Here is a 24,179-nt window from a genome sequence, read left to right as displayed (position 1 = left end):
TAGGCTCGACGGCGTGTTGCAGCCGATCATCGCCGGGGTCGTCGGCGCTCTCACCGGTTTCGCGAGCTCGTTCGCGCTCGTCGTGGCGGGGCTTCTCGCCGTCGGTGCGAGCCCCGAAGAGGCGGCAAGCGGTCTGCTGGCGCTGTGCGTGGCCCAGGCGATGCTGGCCGGGCTGCTGTCGTGGCGCTCGCGTCTGCCGCTGAGCTTCGCGTGGTCGACGCCGGGTGCGGCCCTGCTCGTCGCCGCGGAGGGCTCGACGGGCTCCTATGGCGCGGCGATTGGCGCGTTTATCGTGTGCGGTCTGCTCATCCTCGCGAGCGGCCTGTGGGGTCGGCTGGGCCGCGCGATGACGCGCATCCCGATGCCTCTCGCCGGGGCGATGCTCGCCGGCATCCTCTTTCCCATCTGCATCGCGCCCGTGACGGCGGTCATCGAGGAGCCCCTGCTGGCAGCCCCCGTGATCGTCGTGTGGCTGCTGCTCGTGCGATGGGCGACGCGGTGGGCGGTGCCCGCGGCGATGCTCGTCGCGATCATCGGCGTGGTCGTCTCGGCGGGCAGCGACTGGATGCTCGGCGCCACCCTCTCGCCCGGCTTCACCCTCACGATGCCGGCGTTCGACCCCTTCGTGATCGTCTCGCTCGGGGTGCCCCTGTACATCGTCACCATGGCGGGGCAGAACGTGCCGGGCTTCGCAGTGCTGACGACGCTCGGCTACCGCGACGTGCCAGCGCGGCGCGTCCTCGCCGCGAGCGGGCTCGCGACGGCGGTGAGCGCCCCGTTCGGGGGCTACGCGCTCAACCTCGCGGCGCTCACGGCGGCGCTCATGGCGGGCCCCGATTCGCACCCCGACCCGGCTCGACGGTGGGTGGCGCCGGTGGCCGGCGGCGTGACCTACGTTCTGCTCGGGCTCGGCGCGGGCGTCGCCACAGCACTCGTGGCGGCGGCGCCCCCGATCCTCATCATCGCCGTCGCCGGCCTCGCGTTGCTCGGGGCATTCACGACGGGCCTGGTGGGCGCGTTCGAGGTGCCGGAGACTCGACTGACCGCGGCCGTGACGCTCATCGTCGTCGCGTCGGGCATCGTCGTGCTCGGCATCGGCAGTGCCTTCTGGGGGCTCGTGGTCGGCGCGGTCGTGCTGCTCGTGACGCGGCCACGGCGGGTGCGCGACGACGCCGTGCACGACGAGACCCTGCACGACGCGGGGCCGCAGGAGTAGGGTCGGGGTCGCCCGCGAGCCGGGCATCTTCCAGCACGAAGGAGCCACCGTGTCGACTGAGACCGCCAAGCATGCCCGCGACCCACTGGTGAGCGGCGCCCGCAAGGGAGCCATCTACGGAATCATCATCTCCTTCTCGGGTGCCGCGCTCGTCGGCATCATCGCGCTGCTGGGCGGCGACTTCGGCGAGACGCAGGGCAAGATCCTGCTTACGACCGTGCTGTTCGGGGCGTTCTCGATCACGGCGCTGTGCCACCTCGCGATCGCCGATCGCGCGATGCGTCTCGTGGGCATGAGCGGTCTGCTCGCGAGCGGCGTCGCCCTCGTCACCGGGCTCGTGCTCATCTGGCGCGACTGGGCTGACTCCGACCTCGAGGTGTGGTTCAGGGTCTTCGCCGCGGGCGGCATCCTCGCCGTGAGCTTCGCACACGCCAACCTGCTCCTCCTGCTCGTGGGGCGCCGTCGCGCCGCGATCCGCTGGGGGCTCGCCGCCACTCTCGTCGCGATCGCCGTGGTCGCGGTCATGCTGATCCTGCCGATCGTCACCGACGGCGGGATTCCGGGCGAGGACGCCGCCGACGTGTACTGGCGCGTGTTCGGCGTCATCGCGATCCTCGACGTGCTCGGCACGGTCGTGGTGCCCGTGCTCGCGCTCTTCCTGCGAGACGGCGCGGGGCCCGCGACTCCCGCTGCCCAGGAGGTCTCGGCCGCCGCACCACGTCACGTGGCTGGTGCGCCCCTGCAGCTCCGTGTGCCGGACGACCTCGCCGACGTGGTGCGCTCGCGTGCGGCCCAGCAGGGACGTGCCCCCGAGGCGCTCGCGCTCGACGCCCTGCGTCGGGGTCTCGCAGGTGACGACTCGTGACGGCGCAGAGCAGCGCGCTGCCCCTCGACGTGCGGTCGCGCGAGGCGCTCGCGGCGGAGGGTCTTCGCTACGCGCTCGTCGACGCGCAGGATGCGGCGCAGTTCGATGCCTGGCTCCAGGCCGATCAGCGAGGCTTCCACGCCGAGACCTTGACGGAGGAGCAGCTCGCTGAGCACCGCGCAGGGCTCTCCTTCGCCCGCAGCGTCGGAGTGTGGGACCCTTCTGCGGCAGACTCGGCGACACCCGTAGCGACGGCGGGCTCCTGGCGGTCGACGCTGAGCCTGGGCGCCGCGAGCGAGGATTCGAGCATCGAGGGTTGGGCGGTCAGCTCGGTGACGGTCGCGCCGACGCACCGTCGTCGTGGTATCGCTCGCGCCCTTCTCGAGGGCGAGCTGCGGGCCGCGGCGAGCGCGGGCATTCCGCTTGCGATGATCACCGTGTCGGAGGCGACGATTTATGGCCGCTGGGGTTTCGGGCCTGCCACGTGGGCGGCCGACTACAGCGTCGACGCACGCGCGCTGCGGTGGACGGGCCCGCGCCCGACCGGGCGCGTGCACCAGGTGGTGCCCACGAGCCTGCGAGAGCTCGCCCCGCAGCTGGCTCAGCGTGCGCACCGCCGCCAGTCGGGCGAGGTGCCCGGATGGGAGCACTTCTGGCACCGCATGCTCGGCCTCACCGCCGGCAGCACGCTCGCGAGCAAGCTGCGCGCCGTGCGCTACGACGACGAGCACGGTACCCCGCAGGGCTTCGCGCTCTACTCGCTCACCACCGACCCGGATGACTTCACGGCGCACACTCTGACCCTCGACTACCTGTGCGCGGCGAGCGACGACGCTCACGCGGCGCTGTGGCGCTTCGTGCTCGAGCTCGACCTCGTGGCGACGGTGCGGGCGCCGCTGCGGCCCGTCGACGAGCCCGTGCAGTGGATGGTCTCGAACCCCCGCGCCGTGCGCACGACGGCGCGCAGCGAGCACCTGTGGCTGCGCATCCTCGATCTGCCTGCCAGCCTGACCGCCCGTCGTTACGCGCACGCCGACACGGTGCTGCTGCGCGTCGACGACCCGCTCGGCCACGCGCACGGCGACTGGATGCTCACCACGAGCCCCGACGGAACCGCCACCGTGACGCCCGCCGACGCCGACCCCGCACCCGAGGCGGCGGTGGTGCGTCTCGGCGTCGACGTGCTCGCGACCGTGCTGCTGGGCGGCGCGCCCGTCGAACCGCTGCGCGCGGCGGCGCGCCTGGTCGAGGAGCGCCCCGGTTCGGCCGCCCGCCTCGACGCCCTTTTCCGCACGACGCGCGCCCCGCACCTCAGCATCTGGTTCTGACCGCGCGCCGCCGCCCGCGGGGCGGCTACTCGGCGAGCCCGCGCCGCTCGAGCAGCGGCTCGATGACGGCGTCGCGCCCGCGGAACTCGCGGTACGCCTCGAGCGGGTCGCGCGTGCCGCCGATGCCCAGGATGTGCTGCCGGAACCGGTCGCCGTTGGCCCGCGTCAGGCCACCATTCTCGCGGAACCACTCGACCGTGTCGGCATCGAGCACTTCGCTCCAGATGTAGCTGTAGTAGCCGGCGTCGTAGCCACCCGAGAAGGTGTGCGCGAAGTAGCTCGACGAGTACCGCGGCGGGATGGCCGGGTTGTCGAGTCCGACTGCGGCCAGGGCATCCGCTTCGAAGGCTGCCACGTCGGTGACCGCCTCGGCCTCCTCGGGGCTGAGGCGGTGCCACGCCTGGTCGAGCAGGGCTGCCGCGAGGTACTCGGAGGTGGCGAAGCCTTCGCCCCACGTCTCGCTCTCTCGAATGCGGTCGAGTGTGTCTGGCGGGATCCGCTCACCGGTGATGTGGTGCACCGCGTAGTCATTGACGATCTCGGGCCAGAGCATCCACATCTCGTTGACCTGGCTGGGGAACTCGACGAAGTCGCGGTACACATTCGTGCCCGTGAAGTGCGGGTAGGTGACGTGCGCGAAGAGGCCGTGCAAGGCGTGCCCGAACTCGTGGAAGAAGGTGCTCACCTCGTCGAAGGTCAGCAGGGTCGGCTCACCCGCGGCGGGCTTCGGCACGTTGAGATTGTTGACGACGATCGTGGGATGCTCGAGCAGGGTGTTCTGCCCGATGAGCTCGTTCATCCACGCGCCGCCGCGCTTCGAGTCGCGAGTATAGAGGTCGAGCAGGTAGAGGCCGAGCTCAGTGCCGTCCTCATTGCGTACCTCGAAGACGCGCACGTCGGGGTGGTAGCCGACGAGGTCGCCGCGCTCGGTGAAGGTGATGCCGTAGACCGCGGTCGCGGCCGCGAAGACGCCGCGCTGCAGCACCCGCTCGGCCTCGAAGTAGGGTCGCAGGGCCGCCGTGTCGACGTCGAAGTCGGCGGCGCGCACCCTTTCGCTCCAGTAGGGCCAGTCGTGCGCCTCGATCGGGTGGCCGGCGAGGGCCGCGAGCTTCCCCTGCTCGGCGCGGGCGTTGCGCGCGGCGGCGGGCGCCAGGGTCGAGAGCATCGCGGCGATGTTCTCGGGCGTCTTCGCGGTCTGGTCGGCGGCGACGACGGCGGCGTGGCTGTCGAAGCCCAGCAGGCGCGCTCGCTGGGCTCGCAGCCGCACGATCTCGAGCAGCACCTCGCGGTTGTCGTGGTCGCCGCCGCGCGTGCCGCGCGAGCGGGATGCCCGCATGATGCGGGCGCGCAGGTCGCGGTTCGTGAGCGACGCCAGGTACGGATGCCCGGTCGGCAGCACGAGCGTGAGAAGGTAGCCCGACTCGAGCCCGCGGTCGCGTGCCGCGGCCTCGGCCGCCGAGATCTCTCCCTCGCTGAGGCCGTCGAGCTCGTCGCGCGTGGCGACGTGCACGGCGAGCGCGTTGGTGTCGGCGAGCAGGTTCTTCTCGAACGTCGTCGTGAGGGTCGACAGTCGACCGTTGAAGGCGCTCAACTGCGCCTTCTGCTCGTCGTCGAGGCCCGCGCCGGCGAGCGTCATGCGCGTGTGGTGGCGCTCGATGAGGTAGCGCTGCTCGTCGCTCAGGCTCAGCGCGTGCCGCTGCTCGTGCAGCTGACTGATGCGTGAGTACAGCGCCGCGTCGAGCATGATGGCGTCTTCGTGCGCGGAGAGCCGAGGGGCGAACTCCTCCTCGAGCGCGTTCGTGGCCTCGCTCGAGTCGGCTCCCGACTGGTTGGAGAAGACCCGCAGCACGCGCGTGAGCAGTTGACCGCTGCTCTCGAGCGGCACCATCGTGTTCTCGAAGGTCGGTATGTCCCGCTTCGCCGTGATGGCGCGAATCTCTCCCCGCTGCTCGGCCATGCCGGCCTCGATGGCCTCGGCGTAGTGCCGCTCGTCGATCTCGGCGAAGGGCGGCAGCTGGTAGGGGAGCGTGCTCGGGGCGAAGAACGGGTTGGTCATGCGCACAGCCTAGAGCCGGGCATCCGTGCTGCTGCTGGGCCGGCCGCCGTCCCGCGTGACGGCCCCCGCGCGGCCGCTGATGGCGCACAGGGACAAGTGCAAAGAACTACTTGCAAAGAACTGCTTGCAAAGAAACATTTGCATTGATAGTGTCGTCAGCATGACAGCCAGCGCGCACGACCCCGAGACTCGCATCGCCGACCTCGACGGTCTCAAGGCGCTCGCCCACCCACTACGGGTGCAGATCATCGAGGCGCTCTCCACCTACGGCGCCCAGACGGCCAGCGGGCTCGGCGAGCGGCTCGGCGAATCCAGCGGGTCGACCAGCTACCACCTGCGGCAGCTCGAGAAGCACGGCTACGTGCGGGAGGTCGCCGACCGCGGCACCGCCCGCGAGCGCTGGTGGGAGCGCGTGCCGGGGGCCATCCAGATGGGCAGCCCCGAGCTCGACGAGAGCGAGGCCGGTCGTCAGGCCAGCCGCGTCATCATGCGCGAGTGGCTGCACCACCGGGAGGCAGGCGTGCGCGACATCGTCGAGCGCGGCATGACCGAGCTGCCCCCGCGCTGGCGGGAGGCCACCAACCTCCAGTCGGCGAGCGTCCACGTGACCGCTGAGCAGCTCAACGACCTGAGTGAGCGGGTGTCGTCACTTCTGACCGAGTTCGCCCGCGAGCACCGCGGCCAACGGGTCGCCGGTTCGCGACCAGTCCAACTGCAGTACTTCGCCTTCCCCGTGCTCGACGGGCACGAGATCACAGAAGAAGAGACACCATGACCACCATGAGCATCCCCACGGCCGGCTACGGCCGGCCTCGTTCGCCGCGCCGCATCCCGATAGTGCGGCGCCTCGTGCTCGCCACCGGGCTCGCGCTCGTCAGCTGGAGCCGTCGATCCGTGCGGCGCCGCAGCCACGAGGAGCAGGCGCGCAGCATCCGCACCGAGACGCTGCGCCTGCAGGCGGCGGCGCCGTTCCGCTACGGCATCACCCAGTAGCGGCCGCGCAGCAGCCGCGTGCCGGTGACGGCCGCCTCAGCGCGGCGTGACGCCGTCGGTGATCTCGACAGCGCCGTCGTGACCCTGGCGGATGATCGTTCCGTCGTCGAGCTCGACGACGGGTCGCCCCTCCAACCAGGTGAGGGTCCAGCGCCACAGGCTGGTGTCTCGACCGAAGAGTTCGCCCTCCACGGCGCGCACGGCGGCGCGAACGTCAGGGTTCAAGCGTGCGGGCGGTTCAGCGCCGACCGTCCATCGGGTTCCGAGCTGCATTGCTCAGGCCTCCTAGCGGTGCTCGCCGGCTCTTCGTGGCGAGCAGGGGTTCTCGTACGGGTGGATCGCGGTGGCGACATCGATGCTACCGGCTCGTCTCCTTCTCGTAGGTGACCCACGTCGTGCGCGTGGCGAGACGGTCATACACGTGCTGGGCGCGCTCGTTGTCGGCGGCGGTGATCCAGCGCAGCGTGCCGCCTCCGTTCTCGGCGGCGTGCGCGGCGACCGCCTCGAGCAGCGCGGTGCCGACTCCCGACCCGCGATGGGAGGGGTCGGCGAAGAGATCGTCGAGAAACCACCCAGGGCCGGCGACGAAGGTATCCGGGTGCGACCGCATGTGCGCGAAGCCGACGACGGCACCGTCCGTCTCGGCCAGGAACGCCGTGACCGGATGCTCGGGATCGAGAATCCACGCCCACACACCGTCGAGCACTCTCTCGTCGAAGGCGGTCTCGTAGAACACGCCGTACGCCGTGAACAGCTCGCGCCAGCGCTGCGCGTCGCTCGGGCTCGCTGGTCGAATGGTGATGCCGCTCGCACTCATCACCGCAGGGTACCGCTCACGCGCGCTCGGGCGCCTCGCCGAGCTCGATGGCGGTGATCTCAAGGGAGGTGCCATCCACGATGTCGAGCACGTCGATGCGACCTACGGCCTTGAGGTCGCCCGCGGCCTCGGCGAGCAGCATGGGTGCGGCGAGGGTCACGTGCGTGACGGGAGTCTTCTGCGACACCTTGGCGTCGGTCTTGGCTCGTCGGATGCCGATGAGCGCCTGGGAGACGAGCGGCAGCAGCCCGGTCGGGCTCTCGCTGCTCACGTCGTCGACGGTCGGCCACGGCGCGACGTGCACGCTGCCGTCGTGCGTCCAGCTCCACACCTCTTCGGTGGCGAAGGGCAGCACCGGGGCGAAGAGCCGCACGAAGACGTCCATGGCCAGGTGCAGGGCTGCGACGGCGCTCGCTTGACCCTCGACGCCCTGCGCACCGTACGCACGCTCCTTCACGAGCTCGAGGTAGTCGTCGGTGAAGGTCCAGAAGAACTGCTCGGCCACGTCGAGGGCACGAGCGTGGTCGTACTCGTCGAGCGCGGCCGTTGCGAGGCGCACGACCTCGGCGAGCGTGGCCAGCATGTCGCGGTCGAGCGGCTCGGTGATCGCGGTCGCGCCGAGGTCATCGACGCTGCTGACGCCGGCGGGCGCCTCGAACGAGCGCACGAACTTGGCCGCGTTGAGCACCTTGATGGCGAGGCGGCGGCCGATCTTCATCTGCTTCGGGTTCTGCGGGTCGAAGGCGGCATCGGTGCCGAGGCGCGAGGAGGCCGCCCAGTACCGTACGGCGTCGCTGCCGTGATCGTCGAGCATCGCGGCCGGGGTGACGACGTTGCCCTTCGACTTCGACATCTTCTTGCGGTCGGGGTCGACGATGAAGCCTGAGATGCCCGCGTGCTTCCACGGCACCGTGCCGTGCTCGAGCTCGGCGCGCAGCACGGTGGAGAACAGCCAGGTGCGAATGATGTCCTGACCCTGACTGCGCAGATCGTAGGGGAAGACGAGGTCGAAGAGCTCAGCATCCTCTTCCCACTTGCCGGCGATCTGCGGGGTCAGCGACGAGGTCGCCCAGGTGTCCATGATGTCGACCTCGCCGATGAAGCCGTTCGGCTGGCCGCGCTGGGCTTCCTCGAACCCCGGTGCGGGCATCGATGAGGGGTCGACGGGCAGCTGATCCTCGGTCGGCACGATCGGCTCACCGGTCTGCTCGCCGTCGGCGTCGAGGCGATACCAGACGGGAATCGGCACGCCGAAGAAGCGCTGGCGCGAGATGAGCCAGTCGCCGCTCAGCCCGCCGACCCAGTTCTCGTAGCGCACGCGCATGTGGTCGGGGTGGAAGGCGACCTCGCGGCCGCGCTCGAGCAGGCGCTCGGCCAGCTGCTCGTCGCGCGCGCCGTTGGCGATGTACCACTGGCGGGTGGTGACGATCTCGAGCGGCTTGTCGCCCTTCTCGAAGAACTTCACGGGGTGGCTGATCGCGCGCGGCTCGCCCTGGAGGTCTCCCGACTCGGCGAGCAGTTCCACGATGCGCGCCTTGGCGCTGAAGACGGTCTTGCCGGCGAGCTCGGCGTAGGTCTCGGCGGCGGCGCCCTCGATGCCCTGCGGCGGCTCGGCGAGGATACGGCCGTCCTTGCCGAGGATGGGGCGCAGCGGAAGGTCGAGCTCGCGCCACCACACGACGTCGGTGACGTCGCCGAAGGTGCACACCATCGCGATTCCCGAGCCCTTGTCCTGCTGCGCGAGCCGGTGCGCGACCACGGGAACCTCGACGCCGAACAGGGGCGTCATCACGGTCGTGCCGACGTACGGCTGGTAGCGCTCATCATCGGGATGCGCGACGAGGGCCACGCAGGCCGGAATGAGCTCGGGGCGCGTGGTCTCGATCTCGATCGTTCCCGCACCGCCCGGCAGGTGGAACGACACCCGGTGGAACGCCCCGGGCATCTCCTTGTCCTCCAGCTCGGCCTGCGCAACGGCGGTGCGGAAGGTCACGTCCCACAGGGTGGGCGCGTCAGCGCGATAGGCCTCGCCACGGGCAAGATTGCGCAGGAAGGCGCGCTGGGCCGCGCGCTGGGCGGGCTCACCGATCGTGCGGTAGGTCTGGGTCCAGTCGACGCTGAGGCCGAGCGTGCGCCACAGGTCCTCGAACTGCTTCTCGTCCTCGACGGTGAGGCGCTCGCACAGCTCGATGAAGTTGCGGCGGCTGATAGGGATCTGGTCGGCCGCTTTCGACGCCTTGGTGTCTCCCCCCTCGAAGGGCGGCGTGAAGTCGGCGTCGTAGGGCAGCGCCGGGTCGCAGCGCACGCCGTAGTAGTTCTGCACGCGGCGCTCGGTCGGCAGGCCGTTGTCGTCCCAGCCCATCGGGTAGAACAGGTGCCGGCCGCGCATGCGCTGGTAGCGGGCGGCCAGGTCCATGTGGGTGTAGCTGAAGACGTGGCCGATGTGCAGCGAGCCCGAGGCGGTGGGCGGCGGGGTATCGATCGCGTAGACCTGAGCCTTGCCGGCCTTCAGCGCGGCATCCCGATCGAAACGGTAGATGCCCTGCTGCTCCCAGATCTCGCCCCACTTCGCTTCGAGACCTTCCAGGGCGGGCTTGTCGGGCAGGGATGCAGGGCTCATCGGCAGATCTCGTCTCGCTATAGGCGGCACCGTGTCAGAGGTAAGGGTGCCTGAGTGTGGGTTGTGACTCCATGGTAACGGGATGCCCAGGGGGCTACCGTCGAGGCATGGCCGACTCGACCCAGCACCGCGCCCACACCACTCCGCCAGCCGACTACGGCGACCTGCGCGCCGTCTACGTCAACTGCACCCTCAAGCGCAGCCCCGAGCTCAGCCACACGCAGGGACTCATGGATCGCAGCATCGCCCTGCTGCGTTCGCAGGGCGTGACCGTCGACAGCCTCCGGCTCGTCGACCACGCCGTGCCGCCGGGCGTCTACCCCGACATGCGGGAGCACGGCTGGGAGGCCGACGAGTGGGTCGACCTGTGGCCGCGCGTGCGCGACGCCGACATTCTCGTGATCGGCACGCCGATCTGGCTCGGCGAGGTCTCCTCGCAGCTGCGCGTGCTCATCGAGCGCCTGTATGCGATGAGCGGCATGACGAACGAGAGCGGCCAGTACGTCTACTACGGCAAGACGGCCGGGATGCTCGTCACGGGCAATGAGGACGGGGTCAAGCATTCCGCCATGTCGACCCTGTACGCCCTGCAGCACATCGGCTACACGATCCCGCCCGCCGCAGACGCGGGGTGGATCGGCGAGGTCGGGCCCGGCCCGAGCTACCTGGACGAGGGCTCGGGCGGCCCGCAGAACGACTTCACGAACCGCAACACGACCTTCATGTCGTGGAACCTGCTGCACACCGCGCGACGGCTCAAGGACGCCGACGGCATCCCTGCTTACGGCAACGTGCGCGAGCAGTGGGCGGAGGGCGAGCGCTGGGGCTTCGACGCCAACCCCGAGTATCGCTAGTTCCGGAGCCGGCTGCCCAGCCGTGCGCTACTCGCGGACGACCTCCACCGTTTCGCTCGTGAGTCGGTTCGAGGCGTCTTCGAGGGTGACCGTGTAGAGCTGGCTCGGCTCGGAGCACTGATAGGTGAAGACATAGCTCGCCGTTGTCGGCACTTCTTCGAAGGGCTCCGCTTTCGCATTGGTGGTGCCGATTCCGAACCAGGCCCGCACGGCATCGGTGCTGCTCCATGACCAGGTGATGCTGACTGACCCCGCGTCGCTTTCGCACACAGCGCGATCTGTCGCACTGAACGTCGCGAAGGTGGGGCCGCTCGGGGGCGCAGGAGCCGGGGGAGCGCTCGACCCTCCGGAATCGCTCGGGGTGACCTCTGGCGCGGGGTCCGCGCTGGGGTCGGGGGTGACGGTCTCCTCGAGTGTGGGCGTCGGAGTCGGTGTGGCCACGGGTGGAGAGCCGTCGTCGGAGTTCAGCAGCACCACGATGAGCACGATGAGCGCGAGAAGCACGGCCGCGCCCACCGCGATCAGTGCGATGAGCAGTGCGCGTTGCCGCGAGGGCGCATTGCCCCCCACGCCCGCACTGTGAGCCCCCGAGCCGAGAGGGTCGACTGGGTGATCGAGCCGTTCGGTAGGTGTCTCGTCGCTCATGGTCGCTCCACGCCGTTGGACATCGCGCGGGACCATCGCGCCCCCGCTCGACCAGACTACGGGGATCGGCGGAGGGCGCGATAGGGGTGCGCGGTGTCAGGCGGCGGGCTCGGCGCCCCGCCACCCGCACTAGCTGGTGACGGGTTCCTGGTGGCTGCCCTCGCGCTCGACCGCGGCGGGCTCGTCCTCGTCCTTGTCGACGCGGATGCGCACCGCGATGAGCGCGCTGACGAGGGTGATGAGCGACATCGCCGCGAGCACGATGCCGGGGTGCCACCACGCGTTGCCGCTGGCCTCGCCGATCGTGAGCGTCAGGGCGGGCACGAAGCCCGAGATGACGGCGGCGATCGAGTAGGCGAAGCCGAGCGCCGAGTAGCGGTAGCGCTCGTCGAACATCTCGGTGAAGATGCCGCCGAGTGCCGCCCAGCTCATCGTGGGCAGGATGCCGCCGATGATCATCATCGCCACGAGCACGCCGAAGTCGGCGAACTGGAGGAAGTAGTAGAGCGGGAACGCGACGAGAAGGGTGCCGAGGGCACCCCACGCGACGACGGTGCCCGAGCCGATGCGCGTCGCCCACGCCCCGAACAGCGGAATCGTCACCAGTTGCAGCAGCCCGCCGATCGTCGTGGCGATCAGGAGCTCGTAGTACTCGAAGCCCAGCTGCACGACGCCGTAGTTGATCGTGTACGTATTCATGAGCGAGTACGAGCCGATGCCGAGCAGCGCGACGCCCACGGCGACGATGATCGAGACCGGCTGAGCGCGCAGGAGGGTGGCGATCGGCACGCGCGGCCGGCGCTCGGTCGCCGCGACGGCGCGGAACACCGGCGTCTCGGTGACGGTCACGCGCAGGTACAGCGACACGAGCAGAAGCGGGATGGCCGTGAGGAACGGCAGGCGCCACGCCCACTCGCTGATCTCCTCGTTCGTGAGTGCGAGGGTGAGCCAGATGAACGCCGTGGCGGAGAGGATCGACCCGATCGGCGAGCCCAGCTGCGGCATCGCGGCGGCGAACGCGCGCTTGGTGCGCGACTCGTGCTCGGTCGCGATGAGCACCGCGCCGCCCCACTCGCCGCCGAGCGAGATGCCCTGCAGAAGGCGCAGCAGCACCAGCAGTGCGGCACCGAACCAGCCGGCTTGCTCGAAGGTCGGCAGCACGCCGATAAGGCCCGTGGCGACACCCATGAGGGTGACCGTGATGATGAGCGTCGTGCGGCGCCCGAGCCGGTCGCCCACGTGGCCGAAAATGATCGCCCCGACGGGGCGGATGACGAAGGCGAGGGCGATGGAGAGGAACGCCGCGAGCGTGCCCCCGAATCCGCCCAGCGGGTCGAAGAAGAGCGGGCCGACGAAGAACGCGGCGAAGTACGCGTAGATGTAGAAGTCGTACGACTCGAGGGAGGTTCCGACGAGGGATGCCCAGCGCGCGCGTCGCGCGGTGCGTGGGTCGGAGGGTGCTGCCACGACAACCGAATCGGAGGCCGTGACCGAGGGAGACGTGGTGGGCGCTGTGCCACGAGAGTTGTCAGTCACAAGGAGTCGAGCGTACCGGGCGGCCTGTGCATTCCCGAGTCGAGCAGGTGGGTGACTGCGGCGGCTACCGGTGCGGCAGGGTCGTCTGACCCGGCAATGTGGCGATGAGCTCGCGAAAGGCAGTGCTCGGGCCCACGCCGACGGCTTCGGCGAGGGATGTGCTGAACCGTTCGAAGGTCCGCAGTGCCTCGCCGTGGTTGCCGGCGGAGATGTGGAGTCGCACGAGGGCCGCGTGCGCGGTCTCGCGCAAGGGCTCGGTGCGAACCGCTGACTGAGCGGCGTGCATGGCCAGGGAAGGACGGGCGTCGCGCGCGAGCGAGGCCGCGAGCGACTCGAGGGCCTCCGCCCGCACCCAGCGCCATTCTTCCGCCTCCTCGAGCGCCCAGTCGTCGTAGAAGTCGGGGAGCAGCTCGAGGCAGAGCACGGCGATCGTCGAGCGGGTCTCGCTGGCGGTTGCGGTCGTCGCCTCGGCGGCGCTGTCGAGCACGCGGTCGGCGAGCGCGCGAGCGGAGCGGTAGTCCACGGTGCACAGTGGATCGAGGCCGACACCGCCCGAGCTCACGATCAGCATTGTGCGAGTGAGGGGGTTGATGCGGGCGAGCACGGCACGCAGCCGCACGGCTCCCAGCGAGCGTGGGGCCTCCGGCCAGAGCGCGCCCGCGATCGCGGCGCGCGAGACGGTGCGCGACCGCAGCGCGAGCAGAGAGAGAAGGCGCTGGGTACCCGCGGTGCTCGCGACCGAAGCGCCGTCGGCCGTCAGCACATCGAACGACCCGAGCAGTTGCAGTTCGATTCCGGTCATGAACGACCTTCCCTGCACCGGACGGTAGCGCTACACCCTGCGTGCGTGCACAGGCTGGCCTGCACGAAGGAGGCCGACTCCCGCGAGCAGGAGCGCGAGAGCGAGGCCGCCCAGTGTCGCGTGCTCGGCGGTGGGACCGGTTTCGGCGAGGACGTCAGCGTTGTCGCCGACCGTATCGCCGCCGGGGCCCTCATCGCCGGTGTCCGCGGGCACGAAGAGAGTGGTCATCTGGGTCGAGCACACCAGGAGTGCGCCGCCGCCGTTCACGCTGTTGTTGCACTGGTCGACCGTCACGGGCAAGGCCGAGCTCGTGGCGGAGGTGCCGACCGTGCAGTTCATGCTGACCTGAGTGCCGCCATTCATGCTGTCGTTGCACTGCGTGATGGTCGCGCCGGTCGTCGCTTCCGCGGGATCACATGCAGAACCGGCAGGAAGGGGCAGCGAATCGAAGGAGTTGTTGCACTGGTTCACGGAGGGAGCGCTCGTCGTGCCCGCTCCCGTGATGGTGTTGATCACCGCGACGCTGCAGTGCATCGTGCTGCCGCCGCCCTCACCGGTGCCGTTGCACTGCTCGATGACGTCGGTGAGGAAAGGGAATGTTTGCACGGAGGGCTCGCCGGTGCAGGTGGTCACCGTATTGGCCGCGCCGCTGCAGACGAGGGTGGTCACGGTCGAGCTCGTCGCACCCGTATCCAGGTCGAGAAAGTTCTCGACCGTCATCTGGCAGTTGACACCCTCGCCCCCGCCATTGAACACGCCTTCGCACTGCTCGAACGGTGCGGCGCTCGCCGGGGAGCTGACTCCGCCGATGCTCAGCAGGGCACCTGCCAGCACCGCGATTCCCAGCGCGCTCATGGCTCTCGCGAGCATCGATGGTGTGTGGCGCTGCGTAGTGTGCACTGTTCCCCCGAACGGCAAAGAATGCGCAGTTCCCCCGCGCACTCACAGACTGCTCCTCCGAGCGTGACGGAAGCGTGACGCCCGCGTGACCACGCTCGTCCTGTGCGCGTGGACCGTCGCTTTCCGCACGCTCCGAGTGCCCTAGCATGGAGGTATCGACTGCGATCCGGCCATCACCGGGGAGTCCTCGGAAGAACCGTCACCTCGGTGACCTACTAGACCCGAGCGGGGCAGGCCCGTCACAGCCGCTGGAGAGGGGCCCGAGCATCCCGGATCGCAGGCGCGAGACGAGGGTGACGAGGGCAAGCGGGGTGGTACCGCGGCAGACCCATCGGGCGCTGTCGTCCTCGCGGTGAGTGTGCACGCGACACGACCGGAGACACCATGGGCTACCCCCAGCACCGCGACGAGACGGGCATCGTCGCCTCCCCGAGCTTCCCTGCCCTCGAGCACGAGGTGCTCGACTACTGGGCGACGCACGACACCTTCCGCCGCTCGATCGCCCAGCGCGACGGCTGCGACGAGTGGGTGTTCTACGACGGCCCGCCCTTCGCGAACGGCCTGCCCCACTACGGGCACCTCCTTACCGGGTACGCGAAAGACGTGTTCCCCCGATTCCAGACGATGCGCGGCAAGCAGGTGCACCGCCGCTTCGGCTGGGATACCCACGGGCTGCCGGCCGAGCTCGAGGCGATGAAGCAGCTCGGCATCACCGAGAAGGCGCAGATCGACCAGATGGGCATCGAGGCGTTCAACGCCAAGGCCCGCGAGAGCGTGCTGCGCTACACCGACGAGTGGCAGAACTACGTCACGCGGCAAGCGCGCTGGGTCGACTTCGACAACGACTACAAGACGCTCGACATCACGTTCATGGAAAGCGTGCTGTGGGCCTTCGCGACCCTGCACAAGAAGGGCCTCGCCTACGAGGGCTACCGTGTGCTGCCGTACTGCTGGCGCGACGAGACGCCGCTGTCGAACCACGAGCTGCGCATGGACGACGACGTCTATCAGATGCGGCAGGATCAGTCAGTCACCGTCACCTTCCCCCTCGTCGGAGCCAAGGCCGAGGTGCTCGGCCTCACCGGGGTGAAGGCTCTGGCGTGGACGACGACGCCCTGGACCCTCCCGACGAACGCAGCCCTCGCGGTCGGCCCCGAGATCGCGTACGCGGTGCTTCCGGCCGGACCGAACGGTGCGGCGGATGCTCGCGCCGCGTCGAGCGCGCAGGAGGCCGTCGAGGGGGAGTCTCTGTACCTTCTCGCCGCCGACACGCTGGCCGCCTACGCGAAGGATCTCGGCTACGAGTCGGTGCAGGAGGCCGAAAGCGCCGTCACCCGCACCGTCCACGGTGCGCAGCTCGGAGGGGTGCAGTACGACCGGCTGTGGGACTACTACGCCGACCTCGAGACGTGGGGGATGCAGCACGCCTGGCAGTTCCTCGTCGCCGACTACGTCGCCACGGGCGAGGGCACGGGCATCGTGCATCAGGCGCCCGCGTACGGCGAGGACGACCAGAACGTGTGCGCCGCGGCGGGCATCCCGGTCATCATCTCCGTCGACGATGGCGGCAGGTTCCTCGACCAGGTGAGCGACGTCGCCGGCCTGCAGGTGTTCGAGGCGAACAAGACCCTCACGGGCCTCCTACGCGATGCTGGGCGCCTGCTGCAGGTGCGCAGCTATGAGCACAGCTACCCCCACTGCTGGCGCTGCCGCAACCCGCTCATCTACAAGGCCGTCTCGAGCTGGTTCGTGAGAGTCACCGAGATTCGCGACCGGGCGATCGAGCTCAACCAGCAGATCACCTGGGTGCCGGAGAACGTCAAGCACGGGCAGTTCGGCAAGTGGCTCGAGGGGGCGCGCGACTGGTCGATCAGCCGCAACCGCTACTGGGGCAGCCCGATCCCGGTGTGGAAGAGCGACGACCCGAACCACCCGCGCGTCGACGTCTACGGCTCCCTCGCCGAGCTCGAGGCCGACTTCGGCGAGCTGCCGCGCAACGCCCACGGCGAGGTCGACCTGCACCGGCCGTTCATCGATGCGCTCACCCGCCCGAACCCCGACGACCCGAGCGGCGCCTCCACCATGCGCCGCATCGAGGACGTCTTCGACGTGTGGTTCGACTCCGGCTCCATGCCGTTCGCGCAGGTGCACTACCCCTTCGAGAACGCCGACTGGTTCGAGTCGCACAACCCGAGCGACTTCATCGTCGAGTACATCGGGCAGACGCGCGGCTGGTTCTACACGATGCACGTTCTTGCGACAGCCCTGTTCGACCGTCCCGCGTTCAGCAACGTGATCAGCCACGGAATCGTGCTCGGCAACGACGGCCAGAAGATGTCGAAGAGCCTGCAGAACTACCCGGATGTCGGGGAGGTCTTCGAGCGCGACGGCGCCGACGCGATGCGCTGGTTCCTCATGTCGAGCTCCGTCATCCGCGGGGGCAACCTCATCGTCACCGAGGAGGGCATTCGCGAGGGGGTGCGGCAGTTCCTGCTGCCCCTGTGGAGCACCTACTACTTCTTCGGCCTGTACGCGAACGCGGGCCAGGTCTCGGATGCCCGCTGGCGCACCGACTCGCCCCACGTGCTCGACCGCTACCTGCTCGCCAAGACGCGCGACCTCGTCTCGACGGTGACGCGCGATTTCGAGGCCCTCGACAGTCCTCTGGCCGCCGCCGCCGTGCGCGACTTCGCCGACGTGCTCACGAACTGGTACGTGCGCCGCAGCCGCGAGCGCTTCTGGTCCGGCGACGACCGCGACGCGATCGACACCCTGTACACGGTGCTCGAAACTCTCGCGCGCGTGGCCGCTCCGCTGGCGCCGCTCGTCACGGAGGAGGTGTGGCGCGGGCTCACCGGCGGCGACAGCGTTCATCTGGCCGACTGGCCGGAGGCCGCCGACTTTCCGGAGGACGCCGCGCTCGTCGCGGCGATGGACCGCGTGCGCGCGATCGCGAGCAGCGGTCTCGCGCTGCGGAAGGCCCAGAGCCTGCGCGTGCGCCTTCCCCTCCAGCGCCTCACCGTCGTCACCCTTGAGGCGGCGGCGCTCGCCGACTTCAGCGACATCGTGCGCGACGAGCTGAACGTCAAGAGCATCGAGCTCGTCGAGTTCGACGACTCGCTCGCCGAGAGCTACGGCATCAGCCGACGCCTCGCGGTCAACGCTCGCGCAGCGGGTCCCCGCATCGGCAAGCAGGTGCAGCAGGTGATCGGCGCCGCGAAGGCCGGTGAGTGGAGCGTCGAGGGCGAGGGAGTCGTCGTCGGCGGCGTCGCGCTGCAGCCGGGAGAGTTCACTCTCGAGCTCGAGCTCGCCGACCCGGCAGCGGCCGTCGCGTTCCTGCCCGGCAGCGGCTTCGTGTTGCTCGACACGGTCGTCACGCCGGAGCTCGCCGCCGAGGGCCTCGCGCGCGACGTCGTTCGCGCGGTGCAGCAGGCGCGCAAGGATGCCGGTCTCGACGTGAGCGACCGCATCGCACTGAGCGTCGGGGCGGAATCGGCCGAGACCCGAGCCGCGATCGACGCCCATCGAGACCTCATCAGCGGGGAGGTGCTTGCCACCTCCCTCGAGGTCGGCCAGGCTGGCGAAGGAGCCGCGATCGCGGTGGGCGAAGGAGCGACCGTGACGATCACCGTGGTGCGGGCATGACCGCCGAGCAGGAGGCGATCGACCGCGCCGACGCCGACAAGGTCTACGACGAGTTGCTCTCGCGCATCGGCGAGGCCGCGCCGCGCCCTCGCCTGGAGCCCACCCGGCGCGCCGCCGAGCTGCTGGGCGACCCGCAGCGCAGCTACGCGATCATCCACGTCACGGGCACGAACGGCAAGACGACGACGAGCCGCATCGCGGAGAGCATCCTGCGCGCCTACGGGCTGCGCACCGGCCTCCTCACGAGCCCGCACCTGGTGCGCGTCAACGAGCGCATCATGATCGACGGCCAGCCGATCAGCGACCGCGCCCTCGCCGACACCTGGGCCGACATCGCCCCGTACGTGCTGATGGTCGACGCCGAGCTCACCGCCAACGGCGAGGAGCCCCTGACCTACTTCGAGGCCCTCACGCTCCTCGCGTTCGCCTCCTTTGCCGACGCGCCCGTCGATGTCGTCGTGCTGGAGGTGGGCATGGGAGGCGAGTGGGATTCGACGAACGTCGCTGACGGCGATGTCGCGGTGTTCACGCCCATCGCGCTGGATCACCAGGCGCGACTGGGGCGCACGATCGCCGAGATTGCGCGCACCAAGGCGGGCATCATCAAGCCCGCCGCCGTCGTCGTGACGGCACTCCAGCAGACCGAGGCGATGGACGAGCTCACGCGCGCGGCAGAGCATGACGAGGCCGCCCTGCAGTGCGAGGGCGTCGATTTCGCCCTCCTGGATGCTCGGCTCGCCGTCGGCGGGCAGGTCATCGACGTGCGGGGCCGGGCGGGGGAGTACCGCGATCTCGCGCTGCCGCTCTTCGGCGAGCATCAGGCGCAGAACGCCGTCGTGGCGATCGCTGCTGTCGAGTCGTTCCTCGGCGACGGCACCCAGCCCCTCGCCGCCGACGTGCTCGCCCAGGGTCTTGCGGCCGTGACGAGCCCCGGTCGCCTCCAGGTGCTCGCGACCGAGCCGAGCGTCATCGTCGACGCGGCCCACAACCCGCACGGTGCCCGTGCGCTCGCCACGACCCTGCTGGGATCGTTCGCGTTCGAGTCGATCACGGCGATCGTCGGCGTGCTCGACGACAAGGATGCCCGGGGCATCATCGAGGCGCTCGACCCCGTCGTCACACGGTTCGTCGTCACGCGCTCCGACTCCGATCGCGCGCTCGATGCGGAGGCGCTCGCCGAGATCGCGACCGCAGTGGCCGGGCCCGACCGGGTGCGCGTCGAGCCCGAACTGGCGGTAGCGCTCGCCGAGGCGCGCGAGGAGGCCGGCCCGGGTGACGCGGTGCTCGTGACGGGCTCGATCACCCTCGTCGGTCAGGCGATGCTCATGAGCGCCCAGGAGGATGGGGAACCGTGACCGATACGACCACGCCCGCACGTCGCCCCAGACGGGAGCGCAGCGCGACCGAATCGCTCCTCGTCGTCACGCTCTCGATGGAGATCATCGTCGTCGTGTTCGGCATGCTCGCCATCAACGGCCTCGACGTTCTCGACCCGGTGAGCGTCTTCGGCGGTGGTGCCGTGCTGCTCGTGCTCCTGCTCCTCGGCGTGCGCGTGGCCCGCTACCGCTGGGGTGTCTGGTTCACGGGCGTGCTGCAGGTGCTGCTGCTCGCGACGGGATTCATCGAGGTGCTCGCCGCCGTGACGGCGGCGATCTTCGTGGGGTTCTGGATCTACGCAGTGGTCCGCGGCGGCCAGCTGGACGCCGCCAAGCGCGCCGCGCAGGCGTGACGACCACCCGAGCTGGCCGCCCCGTCCGCACCCTCCGTTCCCGCCCCTTGCCGACGCCCATCCCACACTGATCCTCAGGAGACCGACATGACCACGACTGTGGAAGAGACCCTCGTCCTCATCAAGCCCGACGGCGTCGCACGCAACCTCACGGGAGTGATCCTTGCCCGCATCGAGGCGAAGGGCTACCAGCTCGTCGACCTCAAGCTCGTGCAGCCTGACCGCGAGCTGCTCTCGCAGCACTACGCCGAGCACGAGGGCAAGCCGTTCCACGCCCCGCTCCTGGAGTTCATGGAGTCCGGTCCGGTCGTCGCCATTCGCCTCGCCGGCAATCGCGTCATCGAGGGATTCCGGTCGCTCGCGGGCACCACAGACCCCACGACGGCCGCCCCCGGCACGATTCGTGGCGACCTCGGCCGCGACTGGGGTCTCGCCGTGCAGCAGAACCTCGTTCACGGCTCCGACTCGGTCGAGACGGCGCAGCGCGAACTGGCCCTCTGGTTCGGCTGAGCGCTCCGCGCGCGACCTTCGTCAGCCGAGAAGGCTCGGGATGAGGGTGGGAAACTCCACGAGTATCGCGATCGCGATCCCCGCGAGGTTCACGAACACGATCGTCCAGGTGAACGGCCACACGGCCGCCGCGACGCGCTGCACCGCCCCGCCCTCTCGGGCGAGTGCTCCGGTGGAGAGCGTCCACATCAGCAGCCACCAGAACATCGGGATGACCATCACCCACACGAGCATGCACCATGGGCACAGCGAGCCGATGTCGTAGACGGCTTCGCCGAAGAGCCACATCACGAAGACCCACGCGAGCGTCACTCCGGCCAGGAACAGTGCCCAGAACCAGCGTTCGAAGCGCGCACCGGCCAGCAGGGCGACGCCGACCGCGATCGGCGCGACTAGGCCGGCCACGCCGAGCAGCGGGTTGGGGAACCCGAAGAGGGAGGCTTCGGGAGACGTCATAACGGTGCCGCAGGATACGAGCGGGTTGACGTCGCAGTTGAGCACATAGTCCGGGTCGATGAGCCGCGCGATGCGCTCCGTGATGAGCTGCATGGCCGCGAACCAGGCGACGGCCCCGGTCACGATGAGGAAGATTCCGAACCCTATCGGGCGGCGGGCGCGATCGATGGTCGTCTCTGTCGGGATGCTCACCCGACGATTATCGTCGACTCCACTGGGGGTGCACCCGGGTCGGAAGTCCCGAGCAGGGCCTGCGCATGCGATAATCGGTCACAGTCGCCGCCAGCCGCGCTCGCGGTGACCCACAACAAAGCTTTCCGGGCATGACCGGACCATACGCCGCGGTACCGATATCGCGGCTGGGAGCGAATAGCCAGTTTCGCGTGAGAGTGCAGTGACAGTGCACGGAGCCAGCGCCCGACCCGACGAGAACGGGGGGCGCCCGCTCACCACAACTTGAGAGAGTTCCGCGCAGGCCATACCAGGCCGAGTGCGGCGGAGAGAGTACCCGGGCGGGGCGCGGCCCCCCTGCGGCGAGGAGTGCACCAGCGATGGTGAGTGACGAGACACCGAAGAAGACCCCCAAGAAGCGCACCGGACTGTTCGGCGGCCGAGCCCCCAAGAAGGCGGCGGATCACGCGGGCAGCGCGACCGGCCCCGGCCTGCTGCCGACCGCTGAGCCGGAGGCGCGCACCGACGCTGAGGCTGCGGCCGGCGCGTTGGTGGCCGAGACGCCCGCGGCAGGTGCGTCCGACGCCGAGGCGGCGTCACGCGAGACAGCAGCACCGGAGAAGACCGCGCCGGAGAAGACTGTGCCGGAGAAGACCGCGCCCGGTACGACAGCGCGCACGGCTCCGGCGAGGAAGGCGCCTGCCCGGAAGGCCGCCGCCAGCTCGGCCGCCGACGCGGAAGGCTCTGAGGTTCCGCAGACCGACGAGACGAGCGCCACGTTCCCCGAGCTGAAGCCCGAATCGACGACGTCGCTGCTGTTCTTCGCGCCGCCGCCCGAGGCCGTCGCGCCGCTGCGCGGCGGGCGCGGACGCGATGAGGAGACCGAGGCCGACGAGCCCTCCGGCTCGAGCCGTCGGCGCTCGCGCTCGCGTCGAGGGCGTGGCGGAGCATCCGGCGACGGCGACGGCGGCAGCCAGCGCGACGACTCCCGCGGCGACGCCCGCGACGACGGAGGCCGTGACGGTGGTTCCTCCCGCGGTCGTCAGCGTCGCCAGCCCGAGCCGATCACCGAGCCGCAGCGCATCAAGGGCTCCACGCGCCTCGAGGCGAAGAAGCAGCGCCGCCGCGACGGCCGCGATGCCGGCCGACGCCGCGCGGTCGTCACCGAGGCCGAGTTTCTCGCGCGCCGCGAGAGCGTCGACCGCGTCATGGTCGTGCGCTCCAAGGACAACCGCATCCAGATCGGCGTGCTCGAGGACGAGGTTCTCGTCGAGCACTACGTGGCCCGCTCGAGCGAGTCGAGCATCATCGGCAACGTCTACCTCGGCAAGGTGCAGAACGTGCTCCCCAGCATGGAGGCCGCGTTCGTCGATATCGGTCGTGGCCGCAACGCCGTGCTGTACAGCGGTGAGGTCGACTGGGATGCCGCTGCCGAGGCCGGCGAGAAGAACCAGCCGCGCCGCATAGAGCTCGCCCTCAAGCCCGGCGACAAGGTGCTCGTGCAGGTCACGAAAGACCCGATCGGGCACAAGGGCGCGCGCCTCACCAGCCAGGTGAGCCTGCCGGGCCGCTACCTCGTCTACGTGCCCAACGGCTCCATGAGCGGCATCAGCCGCAAGCTGCCCGACACCGAGCGGGCGCGCCTGAAGAAGATCCTCAAAGAGGTCCTGCCCGAGAACGTCGGCGTCATCGTGCGCACGGCAGCGGAGGGCGCGACGGAAGAGCAGCTCACGCTCGACGTCGAGCGCCTCACGAAGCAGTGGAGCGAGATCAGCAAGCAGGTGGAGAAGGCGCAGGCGCCCGCGATGCTGCACAGCGAGCCCGATCTGCTCGTCAAGATCGTGCGCGACGTCTTCAACGAAGACTTCCGCGCCATGATCATCCACGGTGAGGATGCTCACTCCACGATCACCGGCTACCTCAGCTCGGTCGCCCCCGACCTGATCGACCGCGTGCAGAAGCACGACGGCGATGTCGACCCCTTCGACGAGCACCGCATCAATGAGCAGATCGAGAAGGCGCTCGAGCGCAAGGTGTGGCTGCCCTCCGGTGGCTCTCTCGTCATCGACCGCACGGAGGCGATGACGGTCGTCGACGTCAACACCGGCAAGTTCGTCGGCTCAGGCGGCAACCTCGAGGAGACCGTCACGAAGAACAACCTCGAGGCGGCGGAGGAGATCGTGCGCCAGCTGAGGCTGCGCGATATCGGCGGCATCATCGTCGTCGACTTCATCGACATGGTCTTGGAGTCGAACCGCGACCTCGTGCTGCGTCGCCTCGTCGAGTGCCTGAGCCGCGACCGCACCAAGCACCAGGTGGCGGAGGTCACGAGCCTCGGCCTCGTGCAGATGACGCGCAAGCGCCTGGGTCTCGGTCTGCTCGAGACCTTCAGCGAGCCGTGCGACGTGTGCGCCGGCCGCGGACTCATCCTGCACCACGACCCCGTGGTCAAGCACCGCGGCGGCGACAGCGGCGGTGGCGGAGACAGCCGTCGTCGCGGCAACGGCGGTGGGCGCGGGGGCTCCGGCTCGTCCGGTGGCCGTGGCTCCTCCGGCTCGCAGCCCAAGTCGGGCAACGGCAGCAACGGCACGCACGCGATCACCGACGACGTCAGCAAAGCGCTCGCGGCCATCGCGGCGAAGACCGTGCACCACGATGCGCCTGCTGCGGCCCAGAAGACCGGCGTCGTGAAGCCGATCTCGACCGGCGTCGGCGAGACCGCCCCCGCCGAGTCCGGCGTCGTCGAGCCGAACCCGGTGGCGGTCGAGGAGGCCGCGGCGATCCTCGATATCCCGCTGACGGCGAAGACAGAGCGCGCGCGCCCCGCGATCGACCCGGACGCCGCGCAGCAGCTGCTGGGCTCGGTGCTCGAGTCGCTGCCCGAGCCGCCCGCGCCCGGAACCCGCAAGCGCGCCTCTCGACGAGCCACGACGGGCACCATCACGGCCGGGACGAGCGATGCGGAGCGCGCGAGCGGCGACGGCGCAGCATCCGGGTCGTAGTCGGTGGAGTGTGCACGGATGCAGCGCGCCTAGG

Annotated in this window: 20 protein-coding genes; 11 read left to right on the top strand and 9 right to left on the bottom strand. The window is 69.9% G+C overall.

What is annotated here, in order from left to right; all coding sequences use genetic code 11:
* The first annotated feature begins 13 nt into the window (after positions 1-13).
* The 3 genes from RJQ01_RS02835 to RJQ01_RS02825 are packed head-to-tail and all read left to right on the top strand — an operon-like array spanning position 14 to position 3,409.
* Positions 14-1,216, top strand: coding sequence for a benzoate/H(+) symporter BenE family transporter (locus RJQ01_RS02835; protein ID WP_350475194.1), 1,203 nt, complete (start codon positions 14-16; stop codon positions 1,214-1,216).
* Between the two features lie 49 nt (positions 1,217-1,265).
* Positions 1,266-2,081, top strand: coding sequence for a hypothetical protein (locus RJQ01_RS02830; protein WP_350475193.1), 816 nt, complete (start codon positions 1,266-1,268; stop codon positions 2,079-2,081).
* On the top strand, positions 2,078-3,409 hold the full coding sequence (locus tag RJQ01_RS02825) for a GNAT family N-acetyltransferase (protein WP_350475192.1): 1,332 nt from the start codon (positions 2,078-2,080) through the stop codon (positions 3,407-3,409). Before RJQ01_RS02830 ends, RJQ01_RS02825 begins: the two co-directional genes overlap by 4 nt.
* Before the next feature lie 25 nt (positions 3,410-3,434).
* On the opposite strand, the gene RJQ01_RS02820 is transcribed toward RJQ01_RS02825, so the two are convergent.
* Complete coding sequence (locus RJQ01_RS02820; protein WP_350475191.1) at positions 3,435-5,465, bottom strand: M3 family metallopeptidase; 2,031 nt, start codon at positions 5,463-5,465, stop codon at positions 3,435-3,437.
* 160 nt (positions 5,466-5,625) lie between these two features.
* Between RJQ01_RS02820 and RJQ01_RS02815 the strand changes: the two genes are divergently transcribed.
* Positions 5,626-6,240: an ArsR/SmtB family transcription factor gene (locus tag RJQ01_RS02815; RefSeq protein WP_350475190.1), complete on the top strand. Its 615-nt coding sequence runs from the start codon at positions 5,626-5,628 to the stop codon at positions 6,238-6,240.
* Positions 6,237-6,458 carry a hypothetical protein gene (locus tag RJQ01_RS02810; protein WP_350475189.1) on the top strand — a complete coding sequence of 74 codons (222 nt, stop codon included), beginning with the start codon at positions 6,237-6,239 and terminating at the stop codon, positions 6,456-6,458. The genes RJQ01_RS02815 and RJQ01_RS02810 overlap by 4 nt, the downstream gene beginning before the upstream one ends.
* 36 nt (positions 6,459-6,494) lie before the next feature.
* Here RJQ01_RS02810 and RJQ01_RS02805 read toward each other — a convergent pair whose 3' ends face one another.
* The 3 genes from RJQ01_RS02805 to valS form a co-directional block, all read right to left on the bottom strand.
* Positions 6,495-6,731: a hypothetical protein gene (locus RJQ01_RS02805; RefSeq protein ID WP_350475188.1), complete on the bottom strand. Its 237-nt coding sequence runs from the start codon at positions 6,729-6,731 to the stop codon at positions 6,495-6,497.
* Between the two features lie 85 nt (positions 6,732-6,816).
* On the bottom strand, positions 6,817-7,275 hold the full coding sequence (locus RJQ01_RS02800) for a GNAT family N-acetyltransferase (protein WP_350475187.1): 459 nt from the start codon (positions 7,273-7,275) through the stop codon (positions 6,817-6,819).
* Positions 7,276-7,291: 16 nt separating this feature from the next.
* Positions 7,292-9,895, bottom strand: coding sequence for a valine--tRNA ligase (gene valS, locus RJQ01_RS02795; RefSeq protein WP_350475186.1), 2,604 nt, complete (start codon positions 9,893-9,895; stop codon positions 7,292-7,294).
* Positions 9,896-10,002: 107 nt separating this feature from the next.
* Here valS and RJQ01_RS02790 point away from each other — a divergent pair, with 107 nt between their 5' ends.
* Complete coding sequence (locus RJQ01_RS02790; RefSeq protein ID WP_350475185.1) at positions 10,003-10,749, top strand: flavodoxin family protein; 747 nt, start codon at positions 10,003-10,005, stop codon at positions 10,747-10,749.
* Positions 10,750-10,776: 27 nt separating this feature from the next.
* Here the strand turns inward: RJQ01_RS02790 and RJQ01_RS02785 are convergent, their stop codons facing one another.
* The 4 genes from RJQ01_RS02785 to RJQ01_RS02770 form a co-directional block, all read right to left on the bottom strand.
* Positions 10,777-11,319, bottom strand: a complete 543-nt coding sequence (locus RJQ01_RS02785; RefSeq protein ID WP_350475184.1) for a hypothetical protein — start codon at positions 11,317-11,319, stop codon at positions 10,777-10,779.
* A 204-nt stretch (positions 11,320-11,523) separates the two neighbouring features.
* Positions 11,524-12,861: an MFS transporter gene (locus tag RJQ01_RS02780; protein ID WP_350475183.1), complete on the bottom strand. Its 1,338-nt coding sequence runs from the start codon at positions 12,859-12,861 to the stop codon at positions 11,524-11,526.
* Positions 12,862-12,994: 133 nt separating this feature from the next.
* A complete protein-coding gene (locus RJQ01_RS02775) occupies positions 12,995-13,732 on the bottom strand; it encodes an AfsR/SARP family transcriptional regulator (RefSeq protein ID WP_350475182.1) in 738 nt (245 codons plus the stop codon).
* A gap of 30 nt (positions 13,733-13,762) precedes the next feature.
* A complete protein-coding gene (locus tag RJQ01_RS02770; protein ID WP_350475181.1) occupies positions 13,763-14,587 on the bottom strand; it encodes a hypothetical protein in 825 nt (274 codons plus the stop codon).
* 429 nt (positions 14,588-15,016) lie between these two features.
* Here RJQ01_RS02770 and ileS point away from each other — a divergent pair, with 429 nt between their 5' ends.
* From ileS to ndk, 4 genes are all read left to right on the top strand, one after another.
* Positions 15,017-18,277: an isoleucine--tRNA ligase gene (gene ileS, locus RJQ01_RS02765; protein ID WP_350475180.1), complete on the top strand. Its 3,261-nt coding sequence runs from the start codon at positions 15,017-15,019 to the stop codon at positions 18,275-18,277.
* Positions 18,274-19,632: a bifunctional folylpolyglutamate synthase/dihydrofolate synthase gene (locus RJQ01_RS02760; protein WP_350475179.1), complete on the top strand. Its 1,359-nt coding sequence runs from the start codon at positions 18,274-18,276 to the stop codon at positions 19,630-19,632. Before ileS ends, RJQ01_RS02760 begins: the two co-directional genes overlap by 4 nt.
* Complete coding sequence (locus RJQ01_RS02755; protein ID WP_350475178.1) at positions 19,629-20,006, top strand: DUF4233 domain-containing protein; 378 nt, start codon at positions 19,629-19,631, stop codon at positions 20,004-20,006. The genes RJQ01_RS02760 and RJQ01_RS02755 overlap by 4 nt, the downstream gene beginning before the upstream one ends.
* Before the next feature lie 87 nt (positions 20,007-20,093).
* Positions 20,094-20,516, top strand: coding sequence for a nucleoside-diphosphate kinase (gene ndk, locus RJQ01_RS02750; RefSeq protein ID WP_350475177.1), 423 nt, complete (start codon positions 20,094-20,096; stop codon positions 20,514-20,516).
* A gap of 21 nt (positions 20,517-20,537) precedes the next feature.
* Here the strand turns inward: ndk and RJQ01_RS02745 are convergent, their stop codons facing one another.
* On the bottom strand, positions 20,538-21,164 hold the full coding sequence (locus tag RJQ01_RS02745; RefSeq protein ID WP_350475176.1) for a vitamin K epoxide reductase family protein: 627 nt from the start codon (positions 21,162-21,164) through the stop codon (positions 20,538-20,540).
* A gap of 359 nt (positions 21,165-21,523) precedes the next feature.
* On the opposite strand from RJQ01_RS02745, the gene RJQ01_RS02740 reads away from it, so the two are divergent.
* A complete protein-coding gene (locus tag RJQ01_RS02740; RefSeq protein WP_350475175.1) occupies positions 21,524-24,145 on the top strand; it encodes an Rne/Rng family ribonuclease in 2,622 nt (873 codons plus the stop codon).
* The last annotated feature ends 34 nt before the right edge of the window (positions 24,146-24,179 follow it).

The organism is Microcella sp., assembly GCF_040286215.1.
In the GTDB taxonomy this organism is placed as follows: domain Bacteria; phylum Actinomycetota; class Actinomycetes; order Actinomycetales; family Microbacteriaceae; genus Microcella.
Note: the sequence above shows the minus strand (reverse complement) of the source record. Positions and strands in the feature narration are given on the sequence as shown.